Genomic DNA, 25594 nt, shown 5'->3' with positions numbered 1-25594 from the left:
GCTGTGCCCGCCTCAAAAAAAAACGCCCCGGCAGGGACACCGGGGCACAAAGGGGATAAAGGGATCAATCGTCAGTGCAGCTTCAGCAACAGCCGCCGCGTTTGCCGGCCCCGCCGTAGCGGGCTTCCTGGCGTTCGCGGAAAAACTCTTCGTAACTCATCATCGGCAAATCCGGATGGGTCTTTTCATGGTGCGCCACGTACGTGTCGTACTCGGGCAGGCCCACCATCAGCCGCATGCTCTGCCCCAGGTAGCGGCCGGCCTGCAAGCCGGCTTGCATCAGGTCGCTGAACATCACTGCACCGCGGGCATGGCGACCATCGGGCTTTCGTTGGCGGTCGGCTTGGCGCTGGCGCGCGCCGCCAGCACGGTGCGGATGCCGAACACCAGCACCGACAGCACCACCACCATGAAGAAGCCCGCCAGCGACGCGTCGAGGTAATCGTTGAACACGATCTGGTGCATCTGTGCCATCGACTTTGCCGGCGCCAGCACCTTGTCTTCCGTGATGGCCGTGCTGTACTTGGTGGCGTGGGCCAGGAAGCCGACTTTCGGGTTGGCGTCGAAGATTTTCTGGTAGCCGGCCGTCAGGGTGCACAGCAGCAGCCACGCGGTGGGGACCATGGTGACCCACGCATACTGGCCACGCTTCATCTTGAACAGCACGCAGGTGGCGAGGATCAGCGCGATACCGGCCAGCATCTGGTTGGCGATGCCGAACAGCGGCCACAGCGTATTGATGCCGCCCAGCGGATCGACCACGCCCTGGTACAGGAAGTAGCCCCAGGCCGCCACGCACAGCGCGGTGGCCACCAGGCCGGCCACGGTGTTGTTGGAATCCTTGAACGACGGGATGAAGGCGCCCAGCAAGTCCTGCAGCATGTAGCGGCCGGCGCGGGTGCCCGCATCGACGGCGGTCAGGATGAACAGCGCTTCGAACAGGATCGCGAAGTGGTACCAGAACGCCATCATCATCTTGCCGCCGATGACGTTCGACAGGATGTGCGCCATGCCGACCGCCAGCGTTGGTGCGCCGCCGGCGCGGGAAATGATGGTGGTCTCGCCCACGTCCTTGGCGGTCTGCACCAGCATTTCCGGCGTGACGTGGAAGCCCCAGCTTGCAATCACCTGGGCCGCTGCTTCGGGCGTGGTGCCCAGCAGCGCGGCGGGGCTGTTCATGGCGAAGTACACGCCCGGATCGATGGTCGATGCCGCCACCAGCGCCATGATGGCGACGAACGATTCCATCAGCATCGCGCCGTAGCCGATGAAGCGGGCATGGTTTTCGTTTTCAATCATCTTCGGCGTGGTGCCGGACGAGATCAGCGCGTGGAAGCCGGACACGGCGCCGCAGGCGATGGTGATGAACAGGAACGGGAACAGGTTGCCCGCCCAGACCGGACCGGTACCATCGATGAATTTCGTCACGGATGGCATTTGCAGGGTCGGGGCGACAATCAGGATGCCCAACGCCAGGCCGACGATGGTGCCGATTTTCAGGAACGTCGACAGGTAATCGCGCGGCGCCAGCAGCAGCCACACCGGCAGCACGGACGCCACGAAGCCGTAGCCGACCAGCATCCATACCAGCTCGGTGCCGGTGAACGTGAACATCGGCGCCAGCGCCGGGTTTTCCTGCACATACTGGCCGCCGATAATGGCCAACATCAGCAGTACGAAACCGATAATGGACACTTCACCGATGCGGCCCACCCGCACGTAGCGGGTGTAGACGCCCATGAACAGCGCGATGGGAATCGTGGCCATCACGGTGAAACTGCCCCATGGCGAGTGCGCCAGCGCCTTCACGACGATCAGCGCCAGCACGGCCAGGATGATCACCATGATCATGAAGGTGCCGAGCAGCGCGATATTGCCGGGGATGGGACCCAGTTCGGATTTGATCAGGTCGCCCAGCGAGCGGCCGTCGCGGCGCATGGAAATGAACAGTACGATGAAGTCCTGTACCGCGCCGGCAAACACCACGCCGGCCAGGATCCACAGCATGCCGGGCAGGTAGCCCATCTGTGCCGCCAGCACGGGACCGACCAGCGGGCCGGCGCCGGCAATCGCGGCGAAGTGGTGGCCGAACAGGACGTTCTTGTTGGTGGGGACGTGGTCGAGACCATCGTTGAATTTGTACGCCGGCGTCATGCGCTTGGCGTCGAGGCCGATGACTTTTTCGGCGATGAACTTGCTGTAGAAACGGTAAGCGATCAGGTAGACGCAGACTGCCGCCACCACGATCCATACCGCATTGATGCTTTCGCCCCGCTTCAGCGCAATCACGCCCATGGACGCGGCGCCCAGCAGCGATAGCGCTGCCCAGCCGGCCCGGCTCATTACTGGATTCATATGCTCCTCCGAAGTTGTATTTGTTGCTGATGACAAGTATTCAGGAGGTGCATAACTGCCACAAGCGCACCACTACGCAGGCCAATAAGTAGTAATACGCAGCGGCGAAGCGACCATGGGAGGTAGAATTCCCGCATGAAACTTCGCCAGAAAGTCATTTTCCTCGCCATTGCGCCGCTGATCCTGGCCCTGTGCGCCATTGCCTGGGCTGTGCAGCACCAGGCCGCGATCCTGGCGCAACAGCAGCGCGACACCATCCAGCGCGCCTACCTGGCCAGCAAGGAAGCGGAACTCAAGCACTACGTCACGTTGGCGCAGCACTCGATCGCCCGACTCTATCAGAGCGGCCGCACCGACGCCGCCACCTTGGATGAAGCCAAGCGCATCCTGGAAGGCTTGAGTTTTGGCGACGATGGCTATTTCTTTGTCTACGACATGCAGGGTCGCTCACTGATGCACCCGCGCCAGCCGGAACTGGTGGGGCAGAACCTGTACGAGCTGCGCGACCGGGAAGGCGTGCCGACCATCCAGCGCCTGCTGGCGCGCGCAAGAAATGGCGGCGGCTTTGAGCGCTATTACTGGATCAAGCCGTCCAGCCACAAGCCGGAGCGCAAGCTGGGCTATGTGATCCAGCTGGACAAGTGGGGCTGGATGATGGGCACCGGCATCTACCTGGACGACGTGGACCGCGCGCTGGCGCTGGTCGACATCCAGCAGCAGGGCAATATCCAGAACACCATGCTGTGGATCGCCATCATCGCCACGGCGGCGGCCGTGGTGGTGGGCACGTCCGGACTGGCGCTGAACATCAGCGAATCGCGGGTGGCGGACGCCAAGCTGAAAGTGCTGGCGCAGCGCGTGGTGGAGTCGCAGGAAGAAGAGCGGGCCCGCCTGTCGCGCGACCTGCACGACGGGATTTCGCAGTGGCTGGTGTCGATCAAGCTGCAAATCGAGGCGGGCATTATCCGCCTGGGAGGCAAGGCTGAACAGCGCGAGTCCGCGCTGGCCGTGTTCGAGCACACTGCCGAACAGTTGAATAACGTGATGGGCGAAGTGCGCCGCATTTCGCACAACCTGCGGCCCGCCATCCTCGATGACCTGGGCCTGGCCGCCGCGCTGGAACACCTGGCCGAAGAAGTGCGGCAAGGTTGCGGTATCCCCGTGCTGTTCACGGCCGAAGGCTGCACGGAAGATTTGCCGGACGTGGCCAACACGGTGCTGTTCCGTATCGCACAGGAAGCGTTGACCAATATCGAGCGCCACGCGGCGGCCAGCCATATTGAAATCAGCCTGACGGGTGAAGCGCGGGGCGTGACCTTGCGCATCAGCGACGATGGCCATGGCTTCGATGCGGCCGGCATCGCCGTGCACCCGAAACGGGGCATCGGCTTGCGCAACATGATGGAACGGATGGATGCGATTGGCGGCACGTTCAATATCAGCTCCTCTCCGGCCGGCACGGTGGTGCTGGCACGGGTGGAAAATGAAAGTTAATGAGAGGTAACCGGTAATGACGATCAAGATCCTGCTGGTGGACGACCACCCCCTGGTCCGCGACGGCTTGCGCGCGCGGCTGGAAGCCATGCCGCAATTCAAGGTGGTGGCCGAAGCGGGCGGCGCGGCGGAGGCGCTGGAACAGGCACGCCACATCGATATCGACCTGGTGCTAATGGACATCAATATGCGTGGCGGTAACGGCATCGAAGCGACCGCGCAATTCCGCCAGCAATTCCCGCAAATCGCCGTGTTGATCCTGTCGATGCACGACAAGCTGGAATACGTGTCGCAGGCGATTGCCGCCGGCGCCCGCGGCTACGTGCTGAAAGATGCGCCGGGCAAGGATATCGTGGTGGCGATTGAAACCGTGATGTCGGGCGGGATTTATTACAGTGCGGCGCTGGCCCGCCAGCTGGCCAAGCCGCAAAACATCGACAACCAGTTGACCACGCGCGAACACCAGGTGTTACGCCACATCGCCAATGGCCACTCGAACAAGCAGATCGCCCGCGACCTGGATTTGTCCGTGCGCACGGTGGAAACGCACCGCCTCAACATCAAGCGCAAGCTGGGAATCGAAGGCCAGGCGGAATTGATCCGGTATGCCGTGCAATTTGCAAGTGGCGGCAGTTAATATAGCAGGGGAGGGTGCACACAATTGGTGCTTCGGCTGTCTGTTCGGCAATTTCTGATATATTCAGGCATTCCGGGATTCCCGGAGGATAGATTGTTAAATTGCATGACGTAGTGTTGTTTCTGGTACGCAATTGATTGCCTGTGATCAATATTTGACATACCATTGCCGCACTACCAACCCCGAGATACTGATGTCTTTGCCTGAATCGAGCCCGTTTCCGTTGGTGGGCCTGAAAGCCGTGACGAACGCCCAGCATGAATGGGTGGCGTTGGCTTTTGATATTGCGGCCGGCCCCGACGATGCGCTGCACGCGCTGCAGGCGGTATTCGGCTATCCCGATATGCAGGCGGCGCTGGCGCCGCTCGATTGCATCGTCACTGCGCCAGACCTGACCGTGACCGATCCCGCGCAATTGCGCTCGCTGCCTTCCAACGCCATCATGTTCCGCGTGCCGCTGTCGGCTTGCGCGGATGCCGGCCTGCAAAAGAAATGCAAGCAACTGGCGGAACAGGGCTACCGCCTGCTGGTGGAAGGCGAGGGCGGCATCCACGCCGGCCAGGCGGGCATCCGCAGCATGGCGTTCGATTGCAGCACCACGGTGCCCAGCGAACTGGCGATGCTGACGATGGCGGGCCCGCACCTGGCATTGAACGTCGATACGCAGGCGCGCCGCGACGCGGCCAAGGCGGCCGGCCTGACGCTGTTCTGCGGCAACCACGCGCTCCATCCGGAGGAAGACACCAACCCATCGGACGGCACGTCGCGCAAGCGTTTGCTGGCCCTATTGGGCTTGCTGGCGCGCGACGCCGATTCGCGCGAGCTGGAAATCTTGCTGAAACAAGACCCGGCGCTGTCGTACCACTTGCTGAAGGTGGTCAATTCCGCCGCCTTTGCCCTGAGTTCCCCGATCCACAGCTTCGGCCAAGCCATCAATGTGCTGGGCCGCCGCCAGTTGCAGCGCTGGCTGCAACTGCTGCTGTACGCGCGCCAGCAGGATGATGGCAGCGCCAATCCGTTGTTGCCGCTGGCGGCCGTGCGCGCGGCGCAAATGGAAGCGCTGGTCAAGCTGCGCGGCGGCGACCGCGACCAGCAGGACATGGCTTTCGTGACCGGCGTGTTTTCACTGCTGGACGTGTTGCTGGAAATGCCGATGACGGAAATCGTCGGCGCGCTCAGCCTGGACCTCGACGTGGTAATGGCGCTGCTGGACCGCGCCGGGCCGTTTGGCGAATTGCTGAAAGTCGTGGAGCAGGACCGTCCCGACAGCAGTGCGCTGAACGATCTTGAACTGGACCACGAAACCTGGTGGCGCAGCCTGCTACAGGCCTACCACTGGGCCATCCAGGTCAGCAGGAACCTGTAACCATGGCGGCGCATCCGGTCTCCGACTTCCTGGGCAGCAGCGCCGCTTTATGCGACGCCGTGTTGCGCCTGCGGGGCCCCGCACTGGCAGAGGAGCTGGGCCGGATTGCCCGCGCTGTCGCCAACAGCCCGGATGGCCGCTACGTCCCGGCCGGGACGGAGTTGCCGGCGCCGTTCCATGGCAGCCTGATCCAGGAAATCCAGTTCGAAGACCAGTATTTCGGCATGTTCGAAGTGGGCGGCCGCGCCCAGTTCTCCGACCTCGAGCGCCAGCAACTGGCCAGCCTGGCGGGCCTGGCCGCCAGCGTCTTGCAAGTGCATTCGCTGGCGCAGCGCAGTACCCACGCTTATGTGCAGGTGGAAGCGCAGTTGCAGCACCAGTCGCAAATCCTGGACCAGATCCACGAATCCGTGCTGACCATGGACTTGAGCGGGTTCATCACCAGTTGGAACAAGGGCGCCGAGCGCCTGTTCGGCTACAGCTCGGTGGAAGCCGTGGGGCGCAACATCCTGTTCCTGTATGACGACGAAGACGCGGGCTTCAACGACGCCTTCCTGGAACACGGCGGCCGCCTGATGGAGGTACGCCGCAAAAAGAAGTCCGGCGAGGTGTTCTGGGCCAGCCTGTCGTTGTCCACGCTGCATGACCGCGACGACCGCCCGGTGGGCCTGATTGCCTATCTGACCGACATCACGGAACGCAAGACCGCCGAAGAGCGTATCCACCACCTGGCGTATTACGACGCGCTGACCAACCTGCCGAACCGCACCCTGCTGACTAAGCTGGTCGACCAGGCGCTGACGGTGGCGCAGCGCAACCGCGCGCAAGGCTGCGTGCTGTTCATCGACTTGAACCGTTTCAAGGTCATCAACGATACGCTTGGCCGCCGCATCGGCGACGAATTGCTGCGCGAAGTGGCGCAGCGTTTCCGCCTGGCGCTGCGCGACCAGGACCTGGTGGCGCGCCTGGGCGGCGATGAATTCGCGGTCGGCCTGTTCGACATCCACCAGCACTACGAAGCGTCCACGGTGGCGCAAAAGCTGATCGCCACCTTGGTGGAACCGTTCTATATCGACGGCCACGACTTGCGCGTGGGCGCCAGCATCGGCATCAGCGTCTACCCGCAAGACGGCGGCGACGCGGAAACCCTGCTGCGCCTGGCGGACATCGCCATGTACCGCGCCAAGCAGCAGGAAGGCGACGTCGAGGGCGAGCACGTGGCGTTCTACAGCCACGACATGAACCAGGGCATGCAGGAACGCATGCGCATCGAATCCGGCCTGCGCCATGCGCTGGGCAACGGCCAGCTGGAATTGCACTACCAGCCGAAGTTCTCGATTTCCAGCGGCCAGATCATCGGCGCCGAAGCCCTGGTGCGCTGGCGCCACCCCGAGCGCGGCCTGGTGCCGCCGGCGGAATTCATCCCCCTGGCCGAAGCCACCGGGCTGGTGGTGCAGGTGGGCGAGTGGGTGCTGGAAGCGGCATGCGCGCAGGCGCAGGCGTGGAAGGAAGCCGGCCTGCCGCCGGTGCGCCTGGCCGTCAACGTCTCGGCCCGCGAATTCACGTCGGCGCTGCCGGGCCGCGTGATGGAAACCTTGAAGCGTTATGGCCTGGAGCCGTGGTGGCTGGAGCTGGAAATCACGGAAAGCACGTTGATGCACAACATTGACCGCGTGATCGGCATCATGGACCGCATCACGGCGCTGGGCGTGACCTTATCGCTGGACGACTTCGGCACCGGCTATTCCAGCCTGTCGTACCTGAAGCGTTTCCCGATCGACACCCTGAAGATCGACCGCTCGTTCACCACCGGCATCCCGCTGGACGCCAACGATTGCGCCATCGCCAGCACCATCATCAGCATCGCCCAGCAACTGAAGCACAAGGTGATTGCCGAAGGGGTGGAGACGGTGGAGCAGCTGGCGTTCCTGAAGACATCCGGCTGCGACGAAGTGCAGGGCTACCTGTTCTCGAAACCGCTGCCGGCGGCGGAATTTGAAAAGGCGTTACGGGAGAACTGGACGCCGGTGCAAGTCCCTGTATAATGCTGGCGGTCTTACCGACATCAGGAAACGTGGCCGAGTGGTTGAAGGCAACAGTCTTGAAAACTGTCGACGGTTTACGCCGTTCGTGAGTTCGAATCTCACCGTTTCCGCCAAGAAATAAAACAAGCCGCTCATGCGGCTTTTTTTATTTCTTGGCGGAAACGAGCAAGGCGCCTGCGCGCCTTGCGAGTGAGATTCGAAGGTCTCGCGCGTACTACGCGCGTACCTCTTCGAATCGCCTGACTGCCGCTCGGAGCGCGAGCGGCTTTGCGCGCCGTGGGCGCGCACTGATCTGCAGTGGCCGTTAGCGAGCGGGAGCGAGGCGACTCGCGAGCAAAAAACGGTCAAACACTAGCCAATCGCTCCAGCATATCCGGATATTTCTCCACCAACCGAATCAGCGCACAAGCCTGATCGTTCGGCTTGCTTCTCCCTTGTTCCCAATTCTCCAGTGTCCGGTCATTGATCCTCAGGTAGCGCGCCATTACCGGCCGCGACATCCCAAGACTATTCCGCAGTGTAACCAATTCATTCGGTGTAACTGGCGCTACTTCTCGGACCTCGACCTTGTGTCGGCGTAAGGTCTTCTTACCCTCGCGCTCAGCCTCCAATGCGTCAAAACCCTCAACGAGTTCGGCAAAAATATCGCGTTTCTTGATCACTTCAGCATCCTTTCTCTGAGTTCGCGTTCCAACAATCCCTTTAGCACTTTCTTCTGCGAAGACGTCAGATCGGAAGCTTCGTCCTTGTCATATAGCGTAAACAGCAAAAACTGCATTTCACTAAGTCGCCAGTAGTAGATGACGCGAATGCCGCCCCGCTTCCCTTTTTGCCTGCGCCAATCAAGAAATCTGACCTTGCGCAGTCCTCCGGTTCCTTCGATGACATCGCCCGCTCGTGGATTAGCCAGCAGCATTTTTTGTAACTGCCGGAACGATTCATCGCTGAGGTAGTCTTCCCGATGCCGTTCAAACGCTGGAAGCTCAATAAAGGTGGCATCCATATGAGATAAGTGTACGTTAGTTGCGTATATTTATCAAACCGGCGCTACATTCCCCGCCCTCCTCATTAATTTATAGACGCGGGAAAATTGAGGCATGAATGTGCTCAATGGTTGGCATCTCATAATCCGCGTTCGTCGTCTCTCCAGGATGCAAACGAGAACAGAATAGGGCCATCTGTCCGCAGGTGACGATTGAATTGTTATCGTTATCAACTGTGGTAACCTAAGCTTCACCTGCCAGCCCAACCCGCCCATGCCCACCACAATCGCCCTGACCACCACCGGCCACCCGATCCACGCCCACATCGATCCCCGCCATGCCAGCTACGACACCCAACACCCCCGCATCCTGCTGATCGGCGCGCCAGGCTGGGACCCGGCCCCGCTGTACACATGGTTCCACAGCAGCGCATCCGGCCTGGCCGAACGCTACCTGCTGTCGGCACTGGCCGACCCCGACCCAACGGCAAGCTATCCGCCGCCCGGTGAAGCCTATGCGCCGGCGCCCGCCGCGCATGGCATCTGGCGCTGGATCGGCCTGCATGCACCGGACCTTGTGCTGGCCGTCCGCAGCAACGAGCGCGACGACGATCTGGCCACGCAATTGCCGCTGCGCCCGGTGGCCGGCATGGGCGCCATCCCGGTCATTGTCATGCGCGAGTTATCGCCGCACAGCGTGACCGCCGCGCTGGCCGCGTGGCACAGCCAGCCGTCGCCGGCGCGCGCCGAGCAGTGGCGCAGGCTGGCGCGCACGCCGCGGGAGATTGCGCAGATGCTGAGCGCACGCTATGCGAACGCACTCGAACAGCCGGTCTACATTCCCGCGATGGCGCTGGTGGGGCGTTTGCGGCTGGGCGAAACGCAGGCGGTCGAAGCCATCGCCGCCCCGTTCCTGGAAGGCAGCAAGCACGCGCTGACCAACCTGACCAGCAGCCACTTTGCCGGGCACTTGCTGTTTGGTGTGCTGGCGCAAGCCACCGGCAAACCCGGCTGGCTGGAACTGGCACGCGCGGCGGCCGCGCTGGCGTTCGACGAACACAGCCAGCCCCGCGACGCGATGCCGCTGCATGACGAGATGAGCGATTCGCTGTTCCTGGTGTGCCCGCTGCTGGCGCAGGTGGGGGCGCTGACGGGCGAGCCGCGCTATGCGGACATGTGCCGCCGCCACATGCGTTTCATCCAGCAGCGCACCCTGCGCAGCGACGGGCTGTACCGCCATTCGCCATTGTCGGATGCGGCGTGGGGGAGGGGGAACGGCTTTGCCGCGCTGGGGCTGCTGTTCAGCCTGGAGTACTTGCCGCCGGACCATGCTGCGTATCCGCAAGTGCTGCGGGAATTCCAGGCGCTGCTGGCCGCGTTGCTGGCGCACCAGACGCACGACGGCATGTGGCGGCAGGTGATCGACGTGCCGGGTAGTTACCTGGAATTGAGCGCCACCTGCATGATCGCGGTGGCGCTGGCGCGCGGTATCCGGCGCGGCTGGCTGGCGGACGCGGACAGCGGGGCGCCGTTTGGCGCGGCGCTGGCGCGTGCCTGGTACGGTATCCGCCTGCGCATTGCACGCGACGGCGAACTGGCCGACGTCTGCACCGGCACCGGCAAGCAAGCCAGCCTGCAGGCTTACCTGGACCGTCCGGCGCTGCTGGGCGCCGATCCCCGGGGCGGGGCGATGGCATTATTGCTGGCGACTGAATTGATAGACGGCGGCGCCCCAGGCGTGCTGTAGCGCGCAATTCAACCAAGCCACAACAGCCCGCTCAACGTGAAAAACGACGCACTTGTCGTCAACACCAGCGCAGCCGCACTGCGGTTTTCCAGCCCATAGGCCTGTGCAACGATGGGATAAATGCTCATCATGGGCATGGCCGCCATCATCACGGCGGCATGCCGTAATGCCGGCTCGGCCGGCGTGACACCGGCATAGGGCAGCGCCGCCATGACCAGCGCCACCGCCAGCGGATGCAGCACCAACTTGCCGGCGACGATCGGGGCAACTTGCCGGGCCATGCCGCGCATCGGCAAGCCGACCAGGGTGCCGCCAATCACGAACAGCGACAGCGCGCCGCTGGCTTGCGCAAACAGCGTGACGGTACGGCCCAGCGGCGCCGGCAGTTGCCATTCCAGCAGCGATACCAGCAGCCCTGCCGAAAGTGCGATGATCAGCGGATTGCGGACCAGCCGCGCCAGCGTCAGTTGCAGCACCTTGCGCGCGCCGCCACCGTCGCCACCGCTTTCCGCCAGCGTGATAATCAGCGGCAGCATGACCACGTTCTCGACCAGCACGTTCATGGCCAGTGCCACGCCCGCCACCGGCGCCAGTGTCAGCAGCAGGATCGGATAACCGATAAAGCTGCTGTTCGAGCAGCTCATTCCCATCGCGTAAATGATCGCATCGGCTTGCGCCATGCCTGCCAGCTTTTTTCCGGACAGGTAAGCCGCGCCCAGCACGATCAGCGAACCGCCCAGGCAGGCCAGCAGGTAAGCGGGATGCAGGATGTCGGCGATCTTGCGCTGCGCGATGGCGTTGAATACCAGGGCGGGCAACGCCAGGTTGATGACGAACTTGCCGAACGTCCGCATTTCCAGCCTGGCGAACAGTCCCGTGCGGGTGGCGATATAGCCCAGCAGGATGATGATGTAGATGGGGGTGGTGATGGCGAGGATGTCGAGCATGCGGGAATTCGGACTGGCGGCGAGGCGGATAGCCCGACAGTATCGCATCTGGCGCGTCTCTTTGCCGGGAGCAACGCTGCGAATAACAAAAAGGGCAGCCAGTCAGCTGCCCCGATCATCCGGCCGTTCAGCCAGCATTCAATGCTCCGTCATGCCCCGCAAATTCTCGATATCGGCCACCGCCATTTTCCAGCTGGCCTCGCCTCCGCAGGCGGCCAGCATGTCCAGCGGCAGCTCGACTTGCTTGAGCTGCTTGCCATCCAGCGAGATGGTGTAGCGCAGGCTGGTGAAATCCACATCGTAGGTTTTCCGCAAACCTTGCCGGCGGGTATAGGTGTCGTGCGATGTTGCCATAAGTCCTCCCATGCAAAGAGTGGTGATGCCAGTCTAGCACGCTGGGCCGCGTGCGCGCGCTTGTATTTGGCTGTATGGACACCCAGTGTTAAACTGTCTATCAACCCACATTGGAAACGCGCCATGTTGCACAGTCCTAAAGCCATTGCGAATTACTTCATCGACCTGGCCAAGTCCAGCGGGCAGGGCATTACGCCGATGAAATTGCAAAAGCTCGTGTACTACGCGAACGGCTGGTACGCCGGCTACACGGGGCAGCCGCTGATCGATGAAGCGGTGGAAGCGTGGCCCTATGGTCCCGTGATCCCGTCGCTGTACCACGAATTCAAGCGTTTCGGCAGCGCGGAAATCGACGGCAAGGCCAGCGAGGACGGCAAGGAAGTGCCGGCGCCGGCCGATACGGAATTGCGCCAGTTCCTCGACAATGTCTGGAAACAATACGGCCAATTCACCGGCATCCGCTTGTCGGAAATGACCCATGCGCTGGGCAGCCCGTGGGACGTGACGTGGAAAGCCGCGGCCGGCGTGCGCAACGCCGGCATTCCATTCGAGATCATTGCGCGCCATTTCAAGCAGGCCGCCGACACCGCCCAGCAAAGGACCCACCAGTCTTGACGACTCCTTTCCAGCCCACGCCGGCCGAAGCGCCGGGTGCGCCGCCATCGATTGCGTCCGTGACCATCGATGCCAGCGCCGAACCGATGCAGGCGCCATCGGCCAACGTCACCGCCCAGGACGAGGCGGAATTTTACCGGCGCTCGAGCGCCACGTTCCAACTGGAGCACAATCGGCAGAATCTCGGCGTGCTGGGCCGCTTCTTTGGCGCCAATAGCGCGGCCTCGACCAATATCGCGGGCGCCGTGGTGGGCGTGTCGCTGATCGGCGTGTTTGTGACGTTATTTTTCCCGGGCAATGCGGAACTGGCGGAAACGCGCAAAGGCTTGCTTGGCTTGATCACCGCCGCGCTGAGCTTTATTTTCGGCGCGGCCAGCAAGAAATAATCAGTAGTCGAAGCGGCTTTCGTTCCGCTTGCGCAGCGCGCCGCCGGCCAGCACGGGCTTGTTTTCCAGCGCTTCACGCTCGGCTTTTTCCTGTTCGCGCTGGAGGCGGCGCGCTTGCGCAGCTTCTTCCTTGGCGCGGTGCTGGTCGACCACGCGCTGCTGGATTTGCCGCTTGCGCACGCAATCCTGGTACAGGCTGAATTTTTGCATCATGGCGGCCACCCACACGAAGCCGATCAGGATGGTCACGAAGCCAAAGCCGTTTTGCCACAGGCCGTAATTCTGGTCGATTACGGAAAACAATGGTCGGGCGCGTTCCAGGCTGTGCTCGCCAAACACGATCAGGCATCCGGCAAGGAGGCCGATGATGATGGTACCGACGATGTGACGCAGGCTGGTCTGGACTTGCCAGTCCAGCAACTCCAGTAATTCGGTGGGTTCGTACCTTTGGGACATGACAATCGGCTACGGGTTGATGCTAAGTCTATAGCAGGATTATGTCACAAAATTCCCTTATGGAAAGCATTTGCTGTCAGAGGATGGCTTCGAATAATGAGGGAGCGCATTGACGGCGGAAGTATTTATAGGTACCTTTAAGTACCCATAAATGCCAATATTGGCGGTTATGAGATACCTATAGGTGCTAAGTTGGAATGCCATCTTGAAATTTACGCGGATGCCGGCTGGCGTGACTGCGCCATTGTGACGGTCGATGATCCCCGCGCCGGCGGCGTGCGGGGCAGGGCCACGTTCGAATATGAACTGGACTATGTATTTTCCGCCGGGCCTGCGCCTGCACCGGTATCGCTGGTTTTACCCGTCAATACGGAATTGCGGCAGACGGAACACTGGCCCAGCTTTTTATATGACCTGGTGCCGCAGGGTAATGGCCGCAAATACCTGCTGGGCCAGTTGCGGCTGGCCGACGATGCGGCAGCCGACTTTGCCCTGATCTGTGCCGGCGCCTTCAATCCGATCGGCTGTATCCGCGTGCGCGAAGCGGTCGCGTATTTTGAACAGCATGCCGGCCGCCATGCGGCCAGCAACGTCGAACACGGGTTGACGCTGGCGCAGATTCTCGACCGTGGCGAACCATTTGTCGAACGCATGCTGGTGCACAGCATGCTGGCGGCAGGCACCACCGGTATCCAGGGCGCCGCCCCCAAGTTCCTGTTGACGCAGGACCGCGCCGGGCTGTGGCATGCGGACGGCGCATTGCCGGATGCGGAGGCTGCCAACCACGTGATCGTCAAACTGCCGCGGGGGAAAGCGGAAGCGGACCGGAAAGTATTGCGCAACGAAGCGGCCTATATGCGCGTCGCGCGGGAGTTGGGCTTGCGCACGGCAGGCGAGATTACGCTGCATGGCGACATGCTGTTCATTCCCCGTTTCGACCGCACCGTGTCGGGTGGCAGCGTACTGCGCCACCACCAGGAAAGCGCGGCTTCTATTGCGGGTATCGTGGGGTTCGACATGCGGCCTTCGCAGTTCGACGTGCTGCACGCGCTGCGCAAGGTGGTGACGGACCCGCAGGCTGAAACGCTGGAATTCCTCAAGCGCGATGTCTTGAATCTCGCCATGCGCAACACCGATAACCATGCCCGCAACACCGCCGTGCAAGTGCGCGATGGCGTCGTGCGCCTGACGCCATTGTTTGACTTTGCCCCCATGTACCTGGACCCGGAAGGCATCGCCCGCGCCAGCCGCTGGTATCACCCGCAGGGCGGCAATGAGTTGCAGCATTGGCGCAACGTATTGGCTGCGCTGGACGTCGGCGACGCGGAAAGGGCGGCGTTGCGGGAAGGGCTGGCGGCATTTGCGGAGGAAGTCGCGCGGCTCGATGCCGTCATGCACGCCGCGGGCGTGGAGGATGACATCGTGACGTACCTGCGGCCATCGATCGCCGGCCAGTTGCGGCAATTGCAGGAACTGGGAGTGGCCCATGGATAAACGCCGCAAGCCGCCGGACCGTGCGGTGCAGCGCGCCGAGCGCGTGGCGCTGTATGACGAGATCAGCCGGGGGCAGGTGACGCTGCGGGATGCCGTCAAGCGAATGCGCGCATTGTCCGGATTGACGCAGGCGGAATTTGCCGAGCACCGGGGTGTCAGCATCAAGGTGATCAAGGAAATCGAGCGTGGCATTGCCAACCCGACCGTCAATACGCTGAACCAGATCGGCGCCGTGTTTGGGCTGGAAGTCGCCTTCGTGCGCAAGGAAGGCTTGCAGCGCGAATAGCGGGAGCCGCGAGTGGCTCCCGCCTTGCCGCACTACCGCATTACTGCACGTTCACCGTCACGTCATCAATCAGGAACGACGTCTGCACCGCCGAGCCTTCGATGCCTTCGAAGTAGATGCGCACGGTCTGGCCCTTGTATGCGTCGAGGCTGAAGGTGCGCTGCACGTAGCTGGTGCCCTTGTTCAGGTTCGAGTACGTGGCCAGGGTGGCCAGCACCGTGCCGCTGGTGTTGCGCACCTGGACTTTCAGCGTGTCGTACGCTTGCGTGGTGGTGGTTTCGTCGGACGCGACCTTCAGCCAGAACGACAGGTTGGCGCTGGCGGCGGCCGATGGAATCGCCACTTGCTGGTACAGCGTATCCGTGTGCGTGGAGCCATAGCCGTTCAGCCACGCCTTATAGCTGCCGGTGCGGGCGGCCGCGCTGCTGTCGTTGGAAATCACGCCGCTGGTGGCGGTCCACGACGAAGCGCCCGATTCAAAGCCGCCGTTGACGATCAATTGCTGCGCCGTCGTGTTGTTGACGGTGAATGGCACGCCGGTGGACGTCGTGCTGTTGCCGGCCGCATCGTAAGCCTTGGCGGTCAGCGTGTGGCTGCCGTTGGCCAGGGTGGTGGAGTTCAGCGCCAGCGAGTAGGGCGCCGTGTTGTCGCTGCCTTTCAGCGCGCCGTCGACATAGAATTCCACGTTGGTCACGCCCACGTTGTCGCTGGCGCTGGCCGACAGCGTGATCGTGCCGCTGGTGCCGGACGACGATGCGCTGACCGTCGGCGCCACCGTGTCGGACGACGCGGCGCCCTGGGTTACCCAGATCGGCGCCGACCACAGGATATTGCCGTCATTCTGCGTGACTTTCGCATAGTAGAAATGCTCGCCGTTCGATGGCGTGATGGTGGTGCTGGCGACCGACGCCAGTTGCGTCACGGTGCCGTTGCGGCCCGGCACGCCTTCGAAAATCTGCACGGTCGACGCGGTCTTGCCGCTGGTGCTGGCGAAGTTCGCGGTCAGGGTCAGCGCGCCATTGTTGGTGATGCGCTCGCCCATGATGCTGCCATTGGCGGTCAGCACCAGTTGCGACGTTTTATCCATGGTGGCGAACACGCGGCGGGCGCGCACCGCGTCCATGAAGCTCGTTTGCGTCAGCGCCGTGCCGGTCGGGATCAGCACGCCGGTACGATTGGTGTACGACGCGCCCCAGTTGGCGCAGTGGTTATCCTGGTTGGTGGAAAACGCCACGTGGAAGCCCGCTTCCAGCGCTTTCTTGCACGCGCTTTCGTAATTGCTGCGGCCTGTTTCGGTTTCCGTCGTGTTGGTGGAAAACGCCGACGTGTTCAGCACTTCGCACAGCGCCATCGCCTGGTCGCCGTCCGCCGTGTAACCCAGCGCCGTGCCATTGGTGATGAACTGGCCGCTGGTTTCCGGGTGGTTGAACTGGCCCAGCCAGCCGCGCTGGCGCATCAGCGTGTACAGCGACGCGTAATCGTTTTTCGCCACCAGCGTATCGGCCAGCAACTGGCCGCTGCTGTTGACTTCCCAGCCCACCAGCTCATCCGCGTTGAGGATGTTCAGGTGGCCGCCATTGTTGATGACACCCCATTCCATGCCATAGATGCCGAGGAAGGTCGGGTTCGATGCGTTGTAGCTGGCGGCCGCCGACAGGCCGGACTGGTACAGCGCCTTGGCGGTGGCGGGGTTGGCCGACGTGTTGGTGCTGTCGGAACCGTCGTACATGTGGTTGTGTTCGGACGTCATCAGGAAGTCCAGGCCACGACCCTTTGCATAGGCATACGCGTCGGTGGGGCCGAAGGCCGCGCTTTGCGGCGCCTGCGCACCGGTGCAGGAACCCAGCGCGCCGCCACCGTCGCTGTGGTTGGTCTGGCTGTGCATGTTGCCGTAATAAACCGTGTACGGCAGCGATGCGGTGGCTGCCACGGCGCCCTGGCGCATGCGCTGGTGCGCGCCATCGCCGGCTTCTTTCGCGGCTTTGGCGGCGGCCGCGCTGCTGTTGCTGCCGGCCGGCATGGCTTTGAAGGCCGGCATCGCGGGCGCCAGCGCCTGGCCGATCGCCATTTCCCATTCCTGGTCATGGACTTCCACGTCGGTGCGCGCCAGCGCCTGCGGCACCGCCACGTCGGCCGCGCCCGCCGGGCTGTCGGCGGCGTCGAGCGAGACCGCGCGCAGGCGCACCTGGTAAATGCCGTCCGCCAGGCTGGCGCGGCCGCTGCGGCCATCCCAGTCGACCTTTACTTGCACGCTGTCCTTGTGCAGCGCTTCGACGCCGTTCCAGCGTTGCAGTACGTCGCCGTTCGGCGCGACCAGTTCCAGTTGCCAGTGCACGGCTTGCGCCTGTTGCACGTGCGGATAGCTGAAGGCCAGCGTGAAGCTGCGCGCGTCGCGGTCAGCCGCGTTGGTGGCGGCTTGCGTGCGGTAGGGCGCGTGCAGCGTGGCTTCGAATTCCCGGTGGTCCGCTTCGGAGGCAAAAGCGGCGGCGGTGGCGGCGCTGGCCAGGGCCAGCAAAGTCAGGCGGGGCAGGTGGCGCATGAATTCCCTCTTGTCGTAGTTGGTGAATAGTGACTGCGGGGGCCACTATGCACTTGCAAAACAAGAGGGACAAATTCGAATTAGGTTGGCAATTAAGATGAAATGTTTATAAACCGATTTGATTTGTCTTAAATCAAACAATTAAGGGATTTTGTTTTAAATAAAACAAAATCCCCGGCGGATTATGCAATTCGATTCATGGGAACCAGCGAAAGTTTGCGGGCTGTTAATGATGGAGTATTTCTATAAGGAATACCAGCGTCGCGTTCCTGCAACGTAAAGACCGCCACGGCTTCATGCAATGACGCCGCCTGCTGCTTCAGACTTTCCGACGCGGCAGCCGCCTGTTCCACCAGCGCCGCATTTTGCTGCGTCATTTCATCGATCTGCGTGATGGCCTGGTTCACTTGCTGGATACCGGAACTTTGTTCCTGCGCCGCCAGCGTGATGCCGGCCATGATGCCCGTGATGCGCTCCACGCTGGAGACCACGTCGTGCATGGCTTTGCCCGCTTCACTGGCCAGCGCGTTGCCCGTTTCGACCTTGTGCACGCTGTCGCTGATCAATTCCTTGATTTCCTTCGCGGCACTGGCCGAGCGCTGCGCCAGCGAACGCACTTCCGACGCCACCACGGCGAAGCCGCGCCCCTGTTCGCCGGCGCGGGCCGCTTCCACCGCCGCGTTCAACGCCAGGATATTGGTCTGGAAGGCGATGCCATCGATCACGCTGATGATGTCGACAATGCGGCGCGAACTGTCATTGATGGCGCCCATGGTGTCGACCACCTGGGCCACCACCTGGCCGCCCCGCGCCGCCACCGCGGTGGCGCTGCCAACCAGCTGGTCCGCTTCGCGCGCATTGTCGGCGCTGTTGCGGACCGTGGCCGTGATCTGTTCCATCGACGCGGCGGTTTCCTCCAGGTTCGACGCCTGCGCTTCCGTGCGCGACGACAGGTCGGCGTTGCCGCTGGCGATATCGTTCGACGCGTGGCCGATGGTATCGATACTGGTGCGCACGCTGCTGACGATGCCCACCAGGCTGTCGTTCATGGCTTTCAGTGCCCGCATCAATTGCGCGGTTTCGCTGCCGCCGTCGGTCTCGATGTGCGACGTCAGGTCGCCCTGGGCGATGCGCTCGGAAATCTGCACGGCTTGTTCCAGCGGCACGCTGACGGAGCGCGCAATCATGCGCGCCAGCAGGCCGGCCAGTGCGATCAGGCCCAGCATGGCGGCAATCATCATCCACCGGGTCTGGCGCATGTCGTCAATCTTGCCTTTCAACATGATTTCCAGCTGGCGGCTGGCTGCCGCGTTAACGGCAAACTGGGCATCGATGGTGGCCGTGGTCTGCGCCACATACTCGGTGCCGGGGAATTCCAGGGTTTCCGCGCGGACGATGTGTGTGCTGGCCAGTTGCATGACTTTATTGGTCAAGTCATACGCTTGCTGCCATTGCGCTTCCAGCTTGTCGCGCAGCGCGGGGTTGGCGAGGAATGCCTTGTTCAGGCCGGTATTGGTTTGCGTCAGCCGGTCATTGACGCGGCCGATGATGGCGGCCAGCACTTGCCGGTCTTCCAGCGACGCTTCATGCTTGGCCAGCAAGCCGGCGCCCTTGGCGCGCATTTTTCCCGTTTCCTCGGTCAGGTAAGGCAACTGGTAATACATGGACTGGATCAACTGGTACGTATCGACATCGGGGTCCAGGCTGAGGCCGAACAAGTCGCTGGTCAGGTCATTGACCACCAGCAGTTTCGGCACCAGGGCCGTGTGCGCCGCATAGCTTTCCGGCACGGTGATGGTGCGGTTGCTGACACGGTTGCGCAAGTCTTGCCATTCGCGCTTGGGGATGGCCCACGCGTCTTCGATGGCCTTGTTGTTAAAGCTCTTTACCAGCGCATCGAATTTCTCGTAAGCCTGGTCCGCTTCCTTTTGCTTGGCGTCGCGTTTGTCCTTGACCCCGTCGACACCGCCCAGCACCAGCGCGGACAAGCCGCGGTGCTGCTGCGTCAACTGCACCACTTGCAGGATGGTGGCGGTCGGGCCCAGGCCCGCTTCTTCGCCCAGTGCCGCCTCGAGGGACTTGCCAGCCTCGCGCAAGTACAGCGTGGCGGGGATGCCTGCCAGTATTAAAGCGATAATGCTCAGGATAATAAACTTCTGCCAGAGCAATAGTCTGTCCAGCACAGATTGAATGGCCACGTGATCCCCCATACGGAAATGTCTTTATTATTGGTACTACTTTCAAATTGATTCTATGCCTTATTTCCGTCGAATACGAGGAAGGTGTTGTATATGCGTCTGGAAAGTAATTGGCTCCAATCAAGTTTCTGTAAGGCAGTATATTTTCGATACCAATAATTAAATCCGGTCACTTTCTTTTCTGACCACGCGGCCGATGACGATGCAATCGGCGCCCCGGCACACTTTGCGGTGGTATTTGCGCTGGTCGGGGTTGTCGGACGTCAGCCACCACTGGCCCGCATCGCGCGCCAGCCGCTTGACCACGGGCTCGCCCTCGTAATTGAACGCATAGACGATGCCGTCGACCAGCTTGGTGTCGGCGGTATTAATAATGACCAGGTCGTCCTCAAACAGCGACGGCTCCATGCTCTCGCCCCGCACCTTCACCCCGATCAGGCGCTCCGGGTTGTAACCGTTGCGGTCGGCCCAGTCGCGCGGGATGCTGATGGTGGAACCGTCATGGGTTTCCGGTTCCACCGCGAAGCCGCTGATGCCGGCTGACAGCCGCAGCTTGACTTTATCGATGCGGTAAAAGCGGTCGTCATCGTCCGGTGCGATCACCACGTGCGTATAGCGCGGCGCCTGCGGCTGTGCGGCTGCCGGCGCATTGCGCTCGCGCTGGCCGGTGCCTTCGTGCAGCCACTCGAACGTGACATTGCAGGCGGACGCCAGCGCCGCAAGCGTATGCGCTTCCGGGCCTTTTTTGCCTACGGCATTGAGGATGCGGTTGATCGTCGGTTGCGGCACGCCGGAAGCGCGCGCCAGCGCGCTCTGCGATTCGAACCCCGCTGCTTTCATGGCTTCAGTCAGCCGGCTAGAGATGTCCATGCATGCACTATACACAGTTGAATAGGTTGATGCAAATTTCTATTCATTCGGGTATTGTTAGTCTATTCATTCTCGTATATATTGTTCTTTATGGCAATTAATTACAAGGAGGGCAACAGGATGACCATGGCTTATGACACAGCGAACCAGGATGCGATTTTCAACAGCGCAGGGCAGGCCGTGCATGTTGCATACATGATTACCGGGCAGGACGCACCGCAGGATGCGCCGCTGCGCAAGATGCTGATACGGATGCTGGAAAGCGCACCAAACCCGGGCAGCGAACAGCGCGCGTGGCTTGAGCAGTTGCGCGGCTCGCCGTCGCGCCGCGTGAATTTTGCGGGACTCAGTCCGCTGGAAGTGCGGGCGCAGTGCGCGTTGATCGTCCATGCGGTCAAGACCAGGCTGCCGCGCATGGAAATGTGGGCGTTGCAGGCGCGCTTCGGCCACATGGAAATGGAAGATGACGAGGGTAACCGCCGCTTTGCGTTTTCCGCCGAACGCATCGAGGCCATCAGGGGCTTGTCGGACTGGCTGGCGCCGTCGTTTCCGACCGTCAATCCCTTCGCGATCGACTGCATGATCGGCAAGCTGTACGCGAACCACCACAAGATGGAAATCAGCTTCCGCGACCTTGCCGCCAATTTCGGCGCCAGCCATATGACGTACAAGCGCGCCTATGAAAAGATGCGCAGCCGCCTGCGCGAACTGGAAGACCTGGCGCTGGACCGGCTGGAGCCGTACCTGCGCGAGCAGGGTGTCGTGGGTGATTTTGCTTGAATGAATTGAGAGAAAAAACAGAAAAATCAGAAATATCAGAAAAAAATGAAAAAAGTTCTTGACGAGCCTGTTACAGCGCGGATATGATTCAGTCATCATCGCAGTAATTGCAACCAAGGCCCGCTCAAGCGGGCTTTTTTGCTTTCTGCCCCGCCTTCTTTGACCACACCCCGCCCGGCCTTGGCGCCACGCGGGGTTTTTTATTGGGAGTTCGCCGGCATGGCTGACCAATTACACAACCTCGACCAATTGCACGAAGCCATACGGACCGGCCTGGCTGCCCGGCTGGCCGACGTGCCGTCGGTCTTTTGCTATCCGGCCGATGAGGGCGCGCTGGCGTTGCCGGCCATCCTGATCGACCTGGTGCGGCTGGCGCCGGGCCGCGATCCCGGCAGCGGCGAACTGGGGCTGCGCGCGCATTTCCAGGCCCGCATCGTGGTGGATGCGACGGCGCCCGGCGCGGCGCTGCAGGCGCGGGGCCTGGCAGCCCGTATTGCACTGGCGCTGCGCAACGAAAACTGGGGCTTGCGGATCGGCGCCGCGCAACTGGGCGGCGCGGCGGCCGATGCGGTGCAGCCGTCAGGCCGCCTGGCCTGGCTGCTGGAATGGACGCACGACATCGAACTGGGCGAACCCGCGTGGCCGTATCCCGACAGTACCGGCGTGGCGCTGATGCTGGGCCTGGAGCCGGAAACGGGGCCCGGTCACGAAAGCGACTACTGGCAGGCGGGGGGCTGATATGGATTACGCGATATCGGAACTGGACCGCCGCCTGGCGCTGCTACTGCAGCCCGGTGTCATCGAACAGGTCGACCATGGCGCGGCGCGCTGCCGGGTACGGGTGGGACCCTGGGTGTCGGCCATGCTGCCCTGGCTCAGTCTGGGTGCAGGGGAAGTGCGTCACTGGCGTCCGCCATCGGTCGGCGAGCAGGCGCTGCTGGTATCGCCTTCCGGCGATCCCGGCTGCGGCTTCGTGCTGCCGGGCTTTTATACGACACAGCATGGCCGGGCCGGCGACGAGCGCGCCAAAGCCGTGGCATGGCGCATGCCCGATGGCTGTGTGCTCGACTATGACTGGGACACGGGCGCATTGCGCGCCGCCGGCATGCGGACGGCGCACATCGAAGCGGCCGGCGCCGTCACACTGAAATGCGCATCGCTGAAGGTGGAAGCGGACGATGTCGCGTTCACCGGCAATGTCGCCATCGGCGGCAAGCTGGCCGTCTCCGGCAACGTCAACGTGCAAGGCAATATCGATGCGGCCGGATCCGTGATGGATGCCGGCGGCAACAGCAACCACCACAAGCATTGAAGCAGTAACTGAGTAGTAAGCCGCAGCAGTACCGACCCACTCCCGCCTTGCGCGGGCTTTTTTTTATCTGAATTTATCTGACAAGGAACCAGCATGGCTAAAAGCGAACCCAAAATCCCCGTCGTCTTCCGCGACACCGCCTTCAAATCCCGCACGCTGGTATTGCCGAACGGCGCCGTGCACCGCGTGCTGCAAGGCCATATCAGGGCCGCCAGTCCGGAACTGATTGCGCACCTGGACCAGCACGCCGAATTCGAGCGCGTGCCCGTGGTGCGCGCGGCGGGCTGACCATGGGGTACGTCGGCATGGACAGGCACACGGGACAGCCGCTGACCGGCGTGGCCCACTTGCTGCAAAGCGTGCGCGACATCCTCACCACGCCGCAGGGCAGCCGGCGCGAACGGCCGGAATATGGATCGGACTTGCCGCGCATGGTGGATATGCCGCTGACGCAGGGCTGGAAGTCGGCCGTGCAGGCGGAAGTGGCGCGCGCGCTGGGCCGCTGGGAACCGCGCCTGGCGCTGCAGGCCGTCACCGTGGAATCCGTCATCGACGGCAAGGTCACGCTCAGGCTGCGCGGCGAATTCCAGGGCACGGCCATGATCATGGAGGTGAACACGTGAGCATTATCGATCTCACCCAATTGCCGCCGCCCGATGCGGTGGAGGCGCTCGATTTCGAGCAGATATACCAGGACATGTTGTCCGCATTCCGCGCCGCCATGGGCGATGGCTGGAATGCGGCGCTGGAATCGGACCCGGTGGTCAAGCTGCTGGAGTTGGCCGCGTACCGCGAACTGCAGGTGCGCGCCCGCATCAATGACGCGGCGCGGGCCGGCTTGCTGGCCTTTGCCGGCGGCGCGGACCTCGACCACGTGGCGGCATTGTATGGCGTGCAGCGCATGCCGGCGCAGCAGGGCGTCTCCGAGGAAGGCGACGAGCGGCTGCGGCTGCGCGTGCAATTGCGCGCCGCCGCGCTGGCCGGCAACGGCACGGCCGAACAATACCGTCACACGGCGCTGTCGGCCACGCCGCTGGTGCGTGACGCCGCCGTGTTGCCGGCGCCGCCCGGCCGCGTCACGCTGGCCATCTGGCCAGGTAATGCAGCCGATGGCGATGCGGCGCTGGCGGCCGTGCAACGTGCTTTCATGGCCGACGACGCCAGGCCGCTGGGCGTGCCGCTGGACATCGTGCTGGCCGAAGCCGTGCCACTTGACGTGACGGCGACCGTGCAGCGCGACGCGAGCGCGCCGCCCGACCTGGTGGCGTTGCTGCGCGCGGCGCTGCCGGACCTGATTGCGGACCATGCGAAGCTGGGCCGCGAATTGCCGGACTCCTGGTTGTCCAGCCGCCTGTATGTGGATGGCGTGGCCAGCGTGGAGCTGGTGAGCAGCCGCCACGATGTTGCGCAGGCGCTGTTGCCGCACCAGTACCTGGCGCCGGGCGCCATCGTCATCCATGACGGAGGCATTGCATGGTAGCGGCGGCGCAGGACCTGGCCCGTAACGCCGCACTGCTGCCGCTGAACCGCACGCCGCTGGAATCCGCGCTGGCCAATGCGGCATCCCGTTCCGTGTGCGATCGGCTGGCGGATGCGCCGGCCGGCGTGCGCCACCAGCCCGCACCGGCTTTCGTGCCATGGCTGGCGGCGGAATGGCGGCTGGCGCCGTTCGCCCGCTATTTCAGCGATCCGCAGGCGCTGCTGGCGCAAGGTTTGCCGTGGCTGCGGCAACGGGGCAGCGCGGCGGCGGTGACGCGCGCGCTGTCGTGGATCGGCCTCGATGCCGCGGTGGAGGATGGCGATGCGCGCCTGCAGCTCGATCCGGGAACGGTGCAGGCGCCGTCTCGGCTGGCCGACGTGCGCCGGCTGGTGGAGGCATCCGCGCCGGCCCACGTCCGGCTGTACCGGCTGTACCACGGCTATGACTTGCGGCGCATGGCGTTGTCGGGCCCGGCGGCGATGGATGCGGGCATGCTGTCCGACGATTCCGGCGTCTGGATGGATGGCGTCAAGCTGTCGTTCGGCGACGTGCGTGGCTGCGGCATTGAAGCGGGCAAGGGCCGCAGGCTGGCGCTGGGCCGCTCGGATATCCGCATGGACCGGCTGTACGTGGAAGAACAGCCGCGCCTGTCGGTGTCGCCGTACGACGTGCGGCCGGCGCTGAACCACCGCATCCAGGCCGGCCAGCTGATCACGGTCAGCAACAGCCGGGCATTGGCCAATCCGGATTCCATCGCGCTGCGGCGCAATGTGCGGCGCGCCAACATCGCGCTGTCCGACAGCGATGAAATCGGCGCCATCAATGCCGTGTTCCAACGCGATTACTGGCACCAGCCGCCGGACTTCATGACCCTGTCCGGCAAGACCCGGCTGTCCGCGTATGACGGCCGCATCGAACGCCGGCCGGTCGATGAAATCCGCACGCTGTTTGCCGCGTCGATGTCGTTTTCCGATGTCGGCGGCGCCGTCGCATCGTTCGGCATCACCGAGCTGCGCTCGATCGGCGCGATTGAAACGAAGCAGCCGACGCTGCAGCCGAAGGCGGGCGTGGAATTCGTCCGTGGCAAGCACTCGCGCTTCGACCCGGTCTTCAACCCCGCGCCCGCAATGTGGGCTTACACCGGCGGCGGCGCCTGGAACCAGGATGCCGTCACCGACTGGCAGGACGCCACGCCATGGGGCGGCGGCGTGCGCCAGCGCTGAAATTTTTAATTCAATACAAGGAGAACTT

General features: G+C 62.9%; 26 protein-coding genes and 1 tRNA gene. 17 read left to right on the top strand and 10 right to left on the bottom strand.

Annotation, left to right across the window (positions count from 1 at the left end):
• Positions 1–82 precede the first annotated feature (82 nt).
• Together GJ700_RS11280 and GJ700_RS11275 are read right to left on the bottom strand one after the other, a co-directional pair.
• Positions 83–295 (bottom strand): YbdD/YjiX family protein, encoded by a 213-nt coding sequence (locus GJ700_RS11280; protein WP_154373711.1) that lies wholly within the window; start codon positions 293–295, stop codon positions 83–85.
• Positions 295–2355, bottom strand: coding sequence for a carbon starvation CstA family protein (locus GJ700_RS11275; RefSeq protein WP_154373709.1), 2061 nt, complete (start codon positions 2353–2355; stop codon positions 295–297). Before GJ700_RS11275 ends, GJ700_RS11280 begins: the two co-directional genes overlap by 1 nt.
• A gap of 135 nt (positions 2356–2490) precedes the next feature.
• Here GJ700_RS11275 and GJ700_RS11270 point away from each other — a divergent pair, with 135 nt between their 5' ends.
• The 5 genes from GJ700_RS11270 (at position 2491) to GJ700_RS11250 (ending at position 8010) form a co-directional block, all read left to right on the top strand.
• On the top strand, positions 2491–3849 hold the full coding sequence (locus GJ700_RS11270; RefSeq protein WP_154373708.1) for a cache domain-containing protein: 1359 nt from the start codon (positions 2491–2493) through the stop codon (positions 3847–3849).
• A gap of 16 nt (positions 3850–3865) precedes the next feature.
• On the top strand, positions 3866–4486 hold the full coding sequence (locus tag GJ700_RS11265; RefSeq protein WP_154373706.1) for a response regulator: 621 nt from the start codon (positions 3866–3868) through the stop codon (positions 4484–4486).
• Between the two features lie 193 nt (positions 4487–4679).
• Entirely contained in the window at positions 4680–5852 is a 1173-nt protein-coding gene (locus GJ700_RS11260) for an HDOD domain-containing protein (RefSeq protein ID WP_154373704.1), read from the top strand.
• 2 nt (positions 5853–5854) lie between these two features.
• Positions 5855–7897 carry a putative bifunctional diguanylate cyclase/phosphodiesterase gene (locus tag GJ700_RS11255; protein WP_154373702.1) on the top strand — a complete coding sequence of 681 codons (2043 nt, stop codon included), beginning with the start codon at positions 5855–5857 and terminating at the stop codon, positions 7895–7897.
• A gap of 23 nt (positions 7898–7920) precedes the next feature.
• Positions 7921–8010: transfer RNA gene (locus GJ700_RS11250), tRNA-Ser, on the top strand.
• 231 nt (positions 8011–8241) lie between these two features.
• Here GJ700_RS11250 and GJ700_RS11245 read toward each other — a convergent pair.
• The gene (locus tag GJ700_RS11245) at positions 8242–8559 is read right to left on the bottom strand and encodes a helix-turn-helix domain-containing protein (protein ID WP_371867918.1); all 318 of its coding nucleotides are present in this window, start codon (positions 8557–8559) and stop codon (positions 8242–8244) included.
• Complete coding sequence (locus GJ700_RS11240; protein ID WP_154373700.1) at positions 8556–8900, bottom strand: toxin; 345 nt, start codon at positions 8898–8900, stop codon at positions 8556–8558. The genes GJ700_RS11245 and GJ700_RS11240 overlap by 4 nt, the downstream gene beginning before the upstream one ends.
• A 253-nt stretch (positions 8901–9153) precedes the next feature.
• Here GJ700_RS11240 and GJ700_RS11235 point away from each other — a divergent pair, with 253 nt between their 5' ends.
• Complete coding sequence (locus GJ700_RS11235) at positions 9154–10626, top strand: glycoside hydrolase family 88 protein (RefSeq protein WP_154373699.1); 1473 nt, start codon at positions 9154–9156, stop codon at positions 10624–10626.
• Positions 10627–10634: 8 nt separating this feature from the next.
• Here GJ700_RS11235 and GJ700_RS11230 read toward each other — a convergent pair whose 3' ends face one another.
• Positions 10635–11573, bottom strand: a complete 939-nt coding sequence (locus GJ700_RS11230) for an AEC family transporter (protein WP_154373697.1) — start codon at positions 11571–11573, stop codon at positions 10635–10637.
• Between the two features lie 138 nt (positions 11574–11711).
• Positions 11712–11927, bottom strand: coding sequence for a hypothetical protein (locus tag GJ700_RS11225; RefSeq protein WP_154373695.1), 216 nt, complete (start codon positions 11925–11927; stop codon positions 11712–11714).
• Positions 11928–12050: 123 nt separating this feature from the next.
• Here GJ700_RS11225 and GJ700_RS11220 point away from each other — a divergent pair, with 123 nt between their 5' ends.
• Entirely contained in the window at positions 12051–12542 is a 492-nt protein-coding gene (locus GJ700_RS11220; RefSeq protein ID WP_229506929.1) for a Panacea domain-containing protein, read from the top strand.
• Positions 12539–12928 (top strand): hypothetical protein, encoded by a 390-nt coding sequence (locus GJ700_RS11215; protein ID WP_154373693.1) that lies wholly within the window; start codon positions 12539–12541, stop codon positions 12926–12928. Before GJ700_RS11220 ends, GJ700_RS11215 begins: the two co-directional genes overlap by 4 nt.
• Here GJ700_RS11215 and GJ700_RS11210 read toward each other — a convergent pair whose 3' ends face one another.
• On the bottom strand, positions 12929–13384 hold the full coding sequence (locus GJ700_RS11210; RefSeq protein WP_154373691.1) for a hypothetical protein: 456 nt from the start codon (positions 13382–13384) through the stop codon (positions 12929–12931).
• Positions 13385–13576: 192 nt separating this feature from the next.
• On the opposite strand from GJ700_RS11210, the gene GJ700_RS11205 reads away from it, so the two are divergent.
• A complete protein-coding gene (locus GJ700_RS11205; RefSeq protein WP_154373689.1) occupies positions 13577–14878 on the top strand; it encodes a type II toxin-antitoxin system HipA family toxin in 1302 nt (433 codons plus the stop codon).
• Positions 14871–15164, top strand: coding sequence for a helix-turn-helix transcriptional regulator (locus GJ700_RS11200; protein WP_154373687.1), 294 nt, complete (start codon positions 14871–14873; stop codon positions 15162–15164). Before GJ700_RS11205 ends, GJ700_RS11200 begins: the two co-directional genes overlap by 8 nt.
• 40 nt (positions 15165–15204) lie before the next feature.
• On the opposite strand, the gene GJ700_RS11195 is transcribed toward GJ700_RS11200, so the two are convergent.
• The 3 genes from GJ700_RS11195 to GJ700_RS11185 all read right to left on the bottom strand — a co-directional run bounded on the left by GJ700_RS11195 (position 15205) and on the right by GJ700_RS11185 (position 20771).
• Positions 15205–17703: a CehA/McbA family metallohydrolase gene (locus GJ700_RS11195; protein WP_154373685.1), complete on the bottom strand. Its 2499-nt coding sequence runs from the start codon at positions 17701–17703 to the stop codon at positions 15205–15207.
• Positions 17704–17885: 182 nt separating this feature from the next.
• Positions 17886–19871, bottom strand: coding sequence for a methyl-accepting chemotaxis protein (locus GJ700_RS36085; protein ID WP_308700666.1), 1986 nt, complete (start codon positions 19869–19871; stop codon positions 17886–17888).
• Between the two features lie 189 nt (positions 19872–20060).
• Positions 20061–20771, bottom strand: coding sequence for an XRE family transcriptional regulator (locus GJ700_RS11185; RefSeq protein WP_154373681.1), 711 nt, complete (start codon positions 20769–20771; stop codon positions 20061–20063).
• Positions 20772–20897: 126 nt separating this feature from the next.
• On the opposite strand from GJ700_RS11185, the gene GJ700_RS11180 reads away from it, so the two are divergent.
• From GJ700_RS11180 to GJ700_RS11150, 7 genes are all read left to right on the top strand, one after another.
• Entirely contained in the window at positions 20898–21551 is a 654-nt protein-coding gene (locus tag GJ700_RS11180) for a hypothetical protein (RefSeq protein WP_154373678.1), read from the top strand.
• Between the two features lie 219 nt (positions 21552–21770).
• Positions 21771–22289: a hypothetical protein gene (locus GJ700_RS11175; RefSeq protein ID WP_154373676.1), complete on the top strand. Its 519-nt coding sequence runs from the start codon at positions 21771–21773 to the stop codon at positions 22287–22289.
• A 1-nt stretch (position 22290) separates the two neighbouring features.
• A complete protein-coding gene (locus GJ700_RS11170; protein WP_154373674.1) occupies positions 22291–22863 on the top strand; it encodes a phage baseplate assembly protein V in 573 nt (190 codons plus the stop codon).
• Between the two features lie 93 nt (positions 22864–22956).
• Entirely contained in the window at positions 22957–23151 is a 195-nt protein-coding gene (locus GJ700_RS11165) for a hypothetical protein (RefSeq protein WP_154373672.1), read from the top strand.
• A 2-nt stretch (positions 23152–23153) separates the two neighbouring features.
• On the top strand, positions 23154–23486 hold the full coding sequence (locus GJ700_RS11160) for a GPW/gp25 family protein (RefSeq protein WP_154373670.1): 333 nt from the start codon (positions 23154–23156) through the stop codon (positions 23484–23486).
• Positions 23483–24343: a baseplate assembly protein gene (locus GJ700_RS11155; RefSeq protein WP_154373668.1), complete on the top strand. Its 861-nt coding sequence runs from the start codon at positions 23483–23485 to the stop codon at positions 24341–24343. The genes GJ700_RS11160 and GJ700_RS11155 overlap by 4 nt, the downstream gene beginning before the upstream one ends.
• Complete coding sequence (locus tag GJ700_RS11150; protein WP_154373666.1) at positions 24337–25566, top strand: phage tail protein; 1230 nt, start codon at positions 24337–24339, stop codon at positions 25564–25566. Before GJ700_RS11155 ends, GJ700_RS11150 begins: the two co-directional genes overlap by 7 nt.
• Positions 25567–25594 lie beyond the last annotated feature (28 nt).

Source organism: Pseudoduganella rivuli, assembly GCF_009674485.1.
Classification (GTDB): Bacteria; Pseudomonadota; Gammaproteobacteria; order Burkholderiales; family Burkholderiaceae_D; genus Rugamonas; species Rugamonas rivuli_B.
Note: the sequence above shows the minus strand (reverse complement) of the source record. Positions and strands in the feature narration are given on the sequence as shown.

Coding starts and splice junctions, on each gene's coding strand:
- GJ700_RS11280 (WP_154373711.1), bottom strand. CDS start 295: ATGTTCAGCGACCTGATGCAAGCCGGCTTGCAGGCCGGCCGCTACCTG.
- GJ700_RS11275 (WP_154373709.1), bottom strand. CDS start 2,355: ATGAATCCAGTAATGAGCCGGGCCGGCTGGGCAGCGCTATCGCTGCTG.
- GJ700_RS11270 (WP_154373708.1), top strand. CDS start 2,491: ATGAAACTTCGCCAGAAAGTCATTTTCCTCGCCATTGCGCCGCTGATC.
- GJ700_RS11265 (WP_154373706.1), top strand. CDS start 3,866: ATGACGATCAAGATCCTGCTGGTGGACGACCACCCCCTGGTCCGCGAC.
- GJ700_RS11260 (WP_154373704.1), top strand. CDS start 4,680: ATGTCTTTGCCTGAATCGAGCCCGTTTCCGTTGGTGGGCCTGAAAGCC.
- GJ700_RS11255 (WP_154373702.1), top strand. CDS start 5,855: ATGGCGGCGCATCCGGTCTCCGACTTCCTGGGCAGCAGCGCCGCTTTA.
- GJ700_RS11240 (WP_154373700.1), bottom strand. CDS start 8,900: ATGGATGCCACCTTTATTGAGCTTCCAGCGTTTGAACGGCATCGGGAA.
- GJ700_RS11235 (WP_154373699.1), top strand. CDS start 9,154: ATGCCCACCACAATCGCCCTGACCACCACCGGCCACCCGATCCACGCC.
- GJ700_RS11230 (WP_154373697.1), bottom strand. CDS start 11,573: ATGCTCGACATCCTCGCCATCACCACCCCCATCTACATCATCATCCTG.
- GJ700_RS11225 (WP_154373695.1), bottom strand. CDS start 11,927: ATGGCAACATCGCACGACACCTATACCCGCCGGCAAGGTTTGCGGAAA.
- GJ700_RS11220 (WP_229506929.1), top strand. CDS start 12,051: ATGTTGCACAGTCCTAAAGCCATTGCGAATTACTTCATCGACCTGGCC.
- GJ700_RS11210 (WP_154373691.1), bottom strand. CDS start 13,384: ATGTCCCAAAGGTACGAACCCACCGAATTACTGGAGTTGCTGGACTGG.
- GJ700_RS11200 (WP_154373687.1), top strand. CDS start 14,871: ATGGATAAACGCCGCAAGCCGCCGGACCGTGCGGTGCAGCGCGCCGAG.
- GJ700_RS11195 (WP_154373685.1), bottom strand. CDS start 17,703: ATGCGCCACCTGCCCCGCCTGACTTTGCTGGCCCTGGCCAGCGCCGCC.
- GJ700_RS11185 (WP_154373681.1), bottom strand. CDS start 20,771: ATGGACATCTCTAGCCGGCTGACTGAAGCCATGAAAGCAGCGGGGTTC.
- GJ700_RS11180 (WP_154373678.1), top strand. CDS start 20,898: ATGGCTTATGACACAGCGAACCAGGATGCGATTTTCAACAGCGCAGGG.
- GJ700_RS11175 (WP_154373676.1), top strand. CDS start 21,771: ATGGCTGACCAATTACACAACCTCGACCAATTGCACGAAGCCATACGG.
- GJ700_RS11170 (WP_154373674.1), top strand. CDS start 22,291: ATGGATTACGCGATATCGGAACTGGACCGCCGCCTGGCGCTGCTACTG.
- GJ700_RS11165 (WP_154373672.1), top strand. CDS start 22,957: ATGGCTAAAAGCGAACCCAAAATCCCCGTCGTCTTCCGCGACACCGCC.
- GJ700_RS11160 (WP_154373670.1), top strand. CDS start 23,154: ATGGGGTACGTCGGCATGGACAGGCACACGGGACAGCCGCTGACCGGC.
- GJ700_RS11150 (WP_154373666.1), top strand. CDS start 24,337: ATGGTAGCGGCGGCGCAGGACCTGGCCCGTAACGCCGCACTGCTGCCG.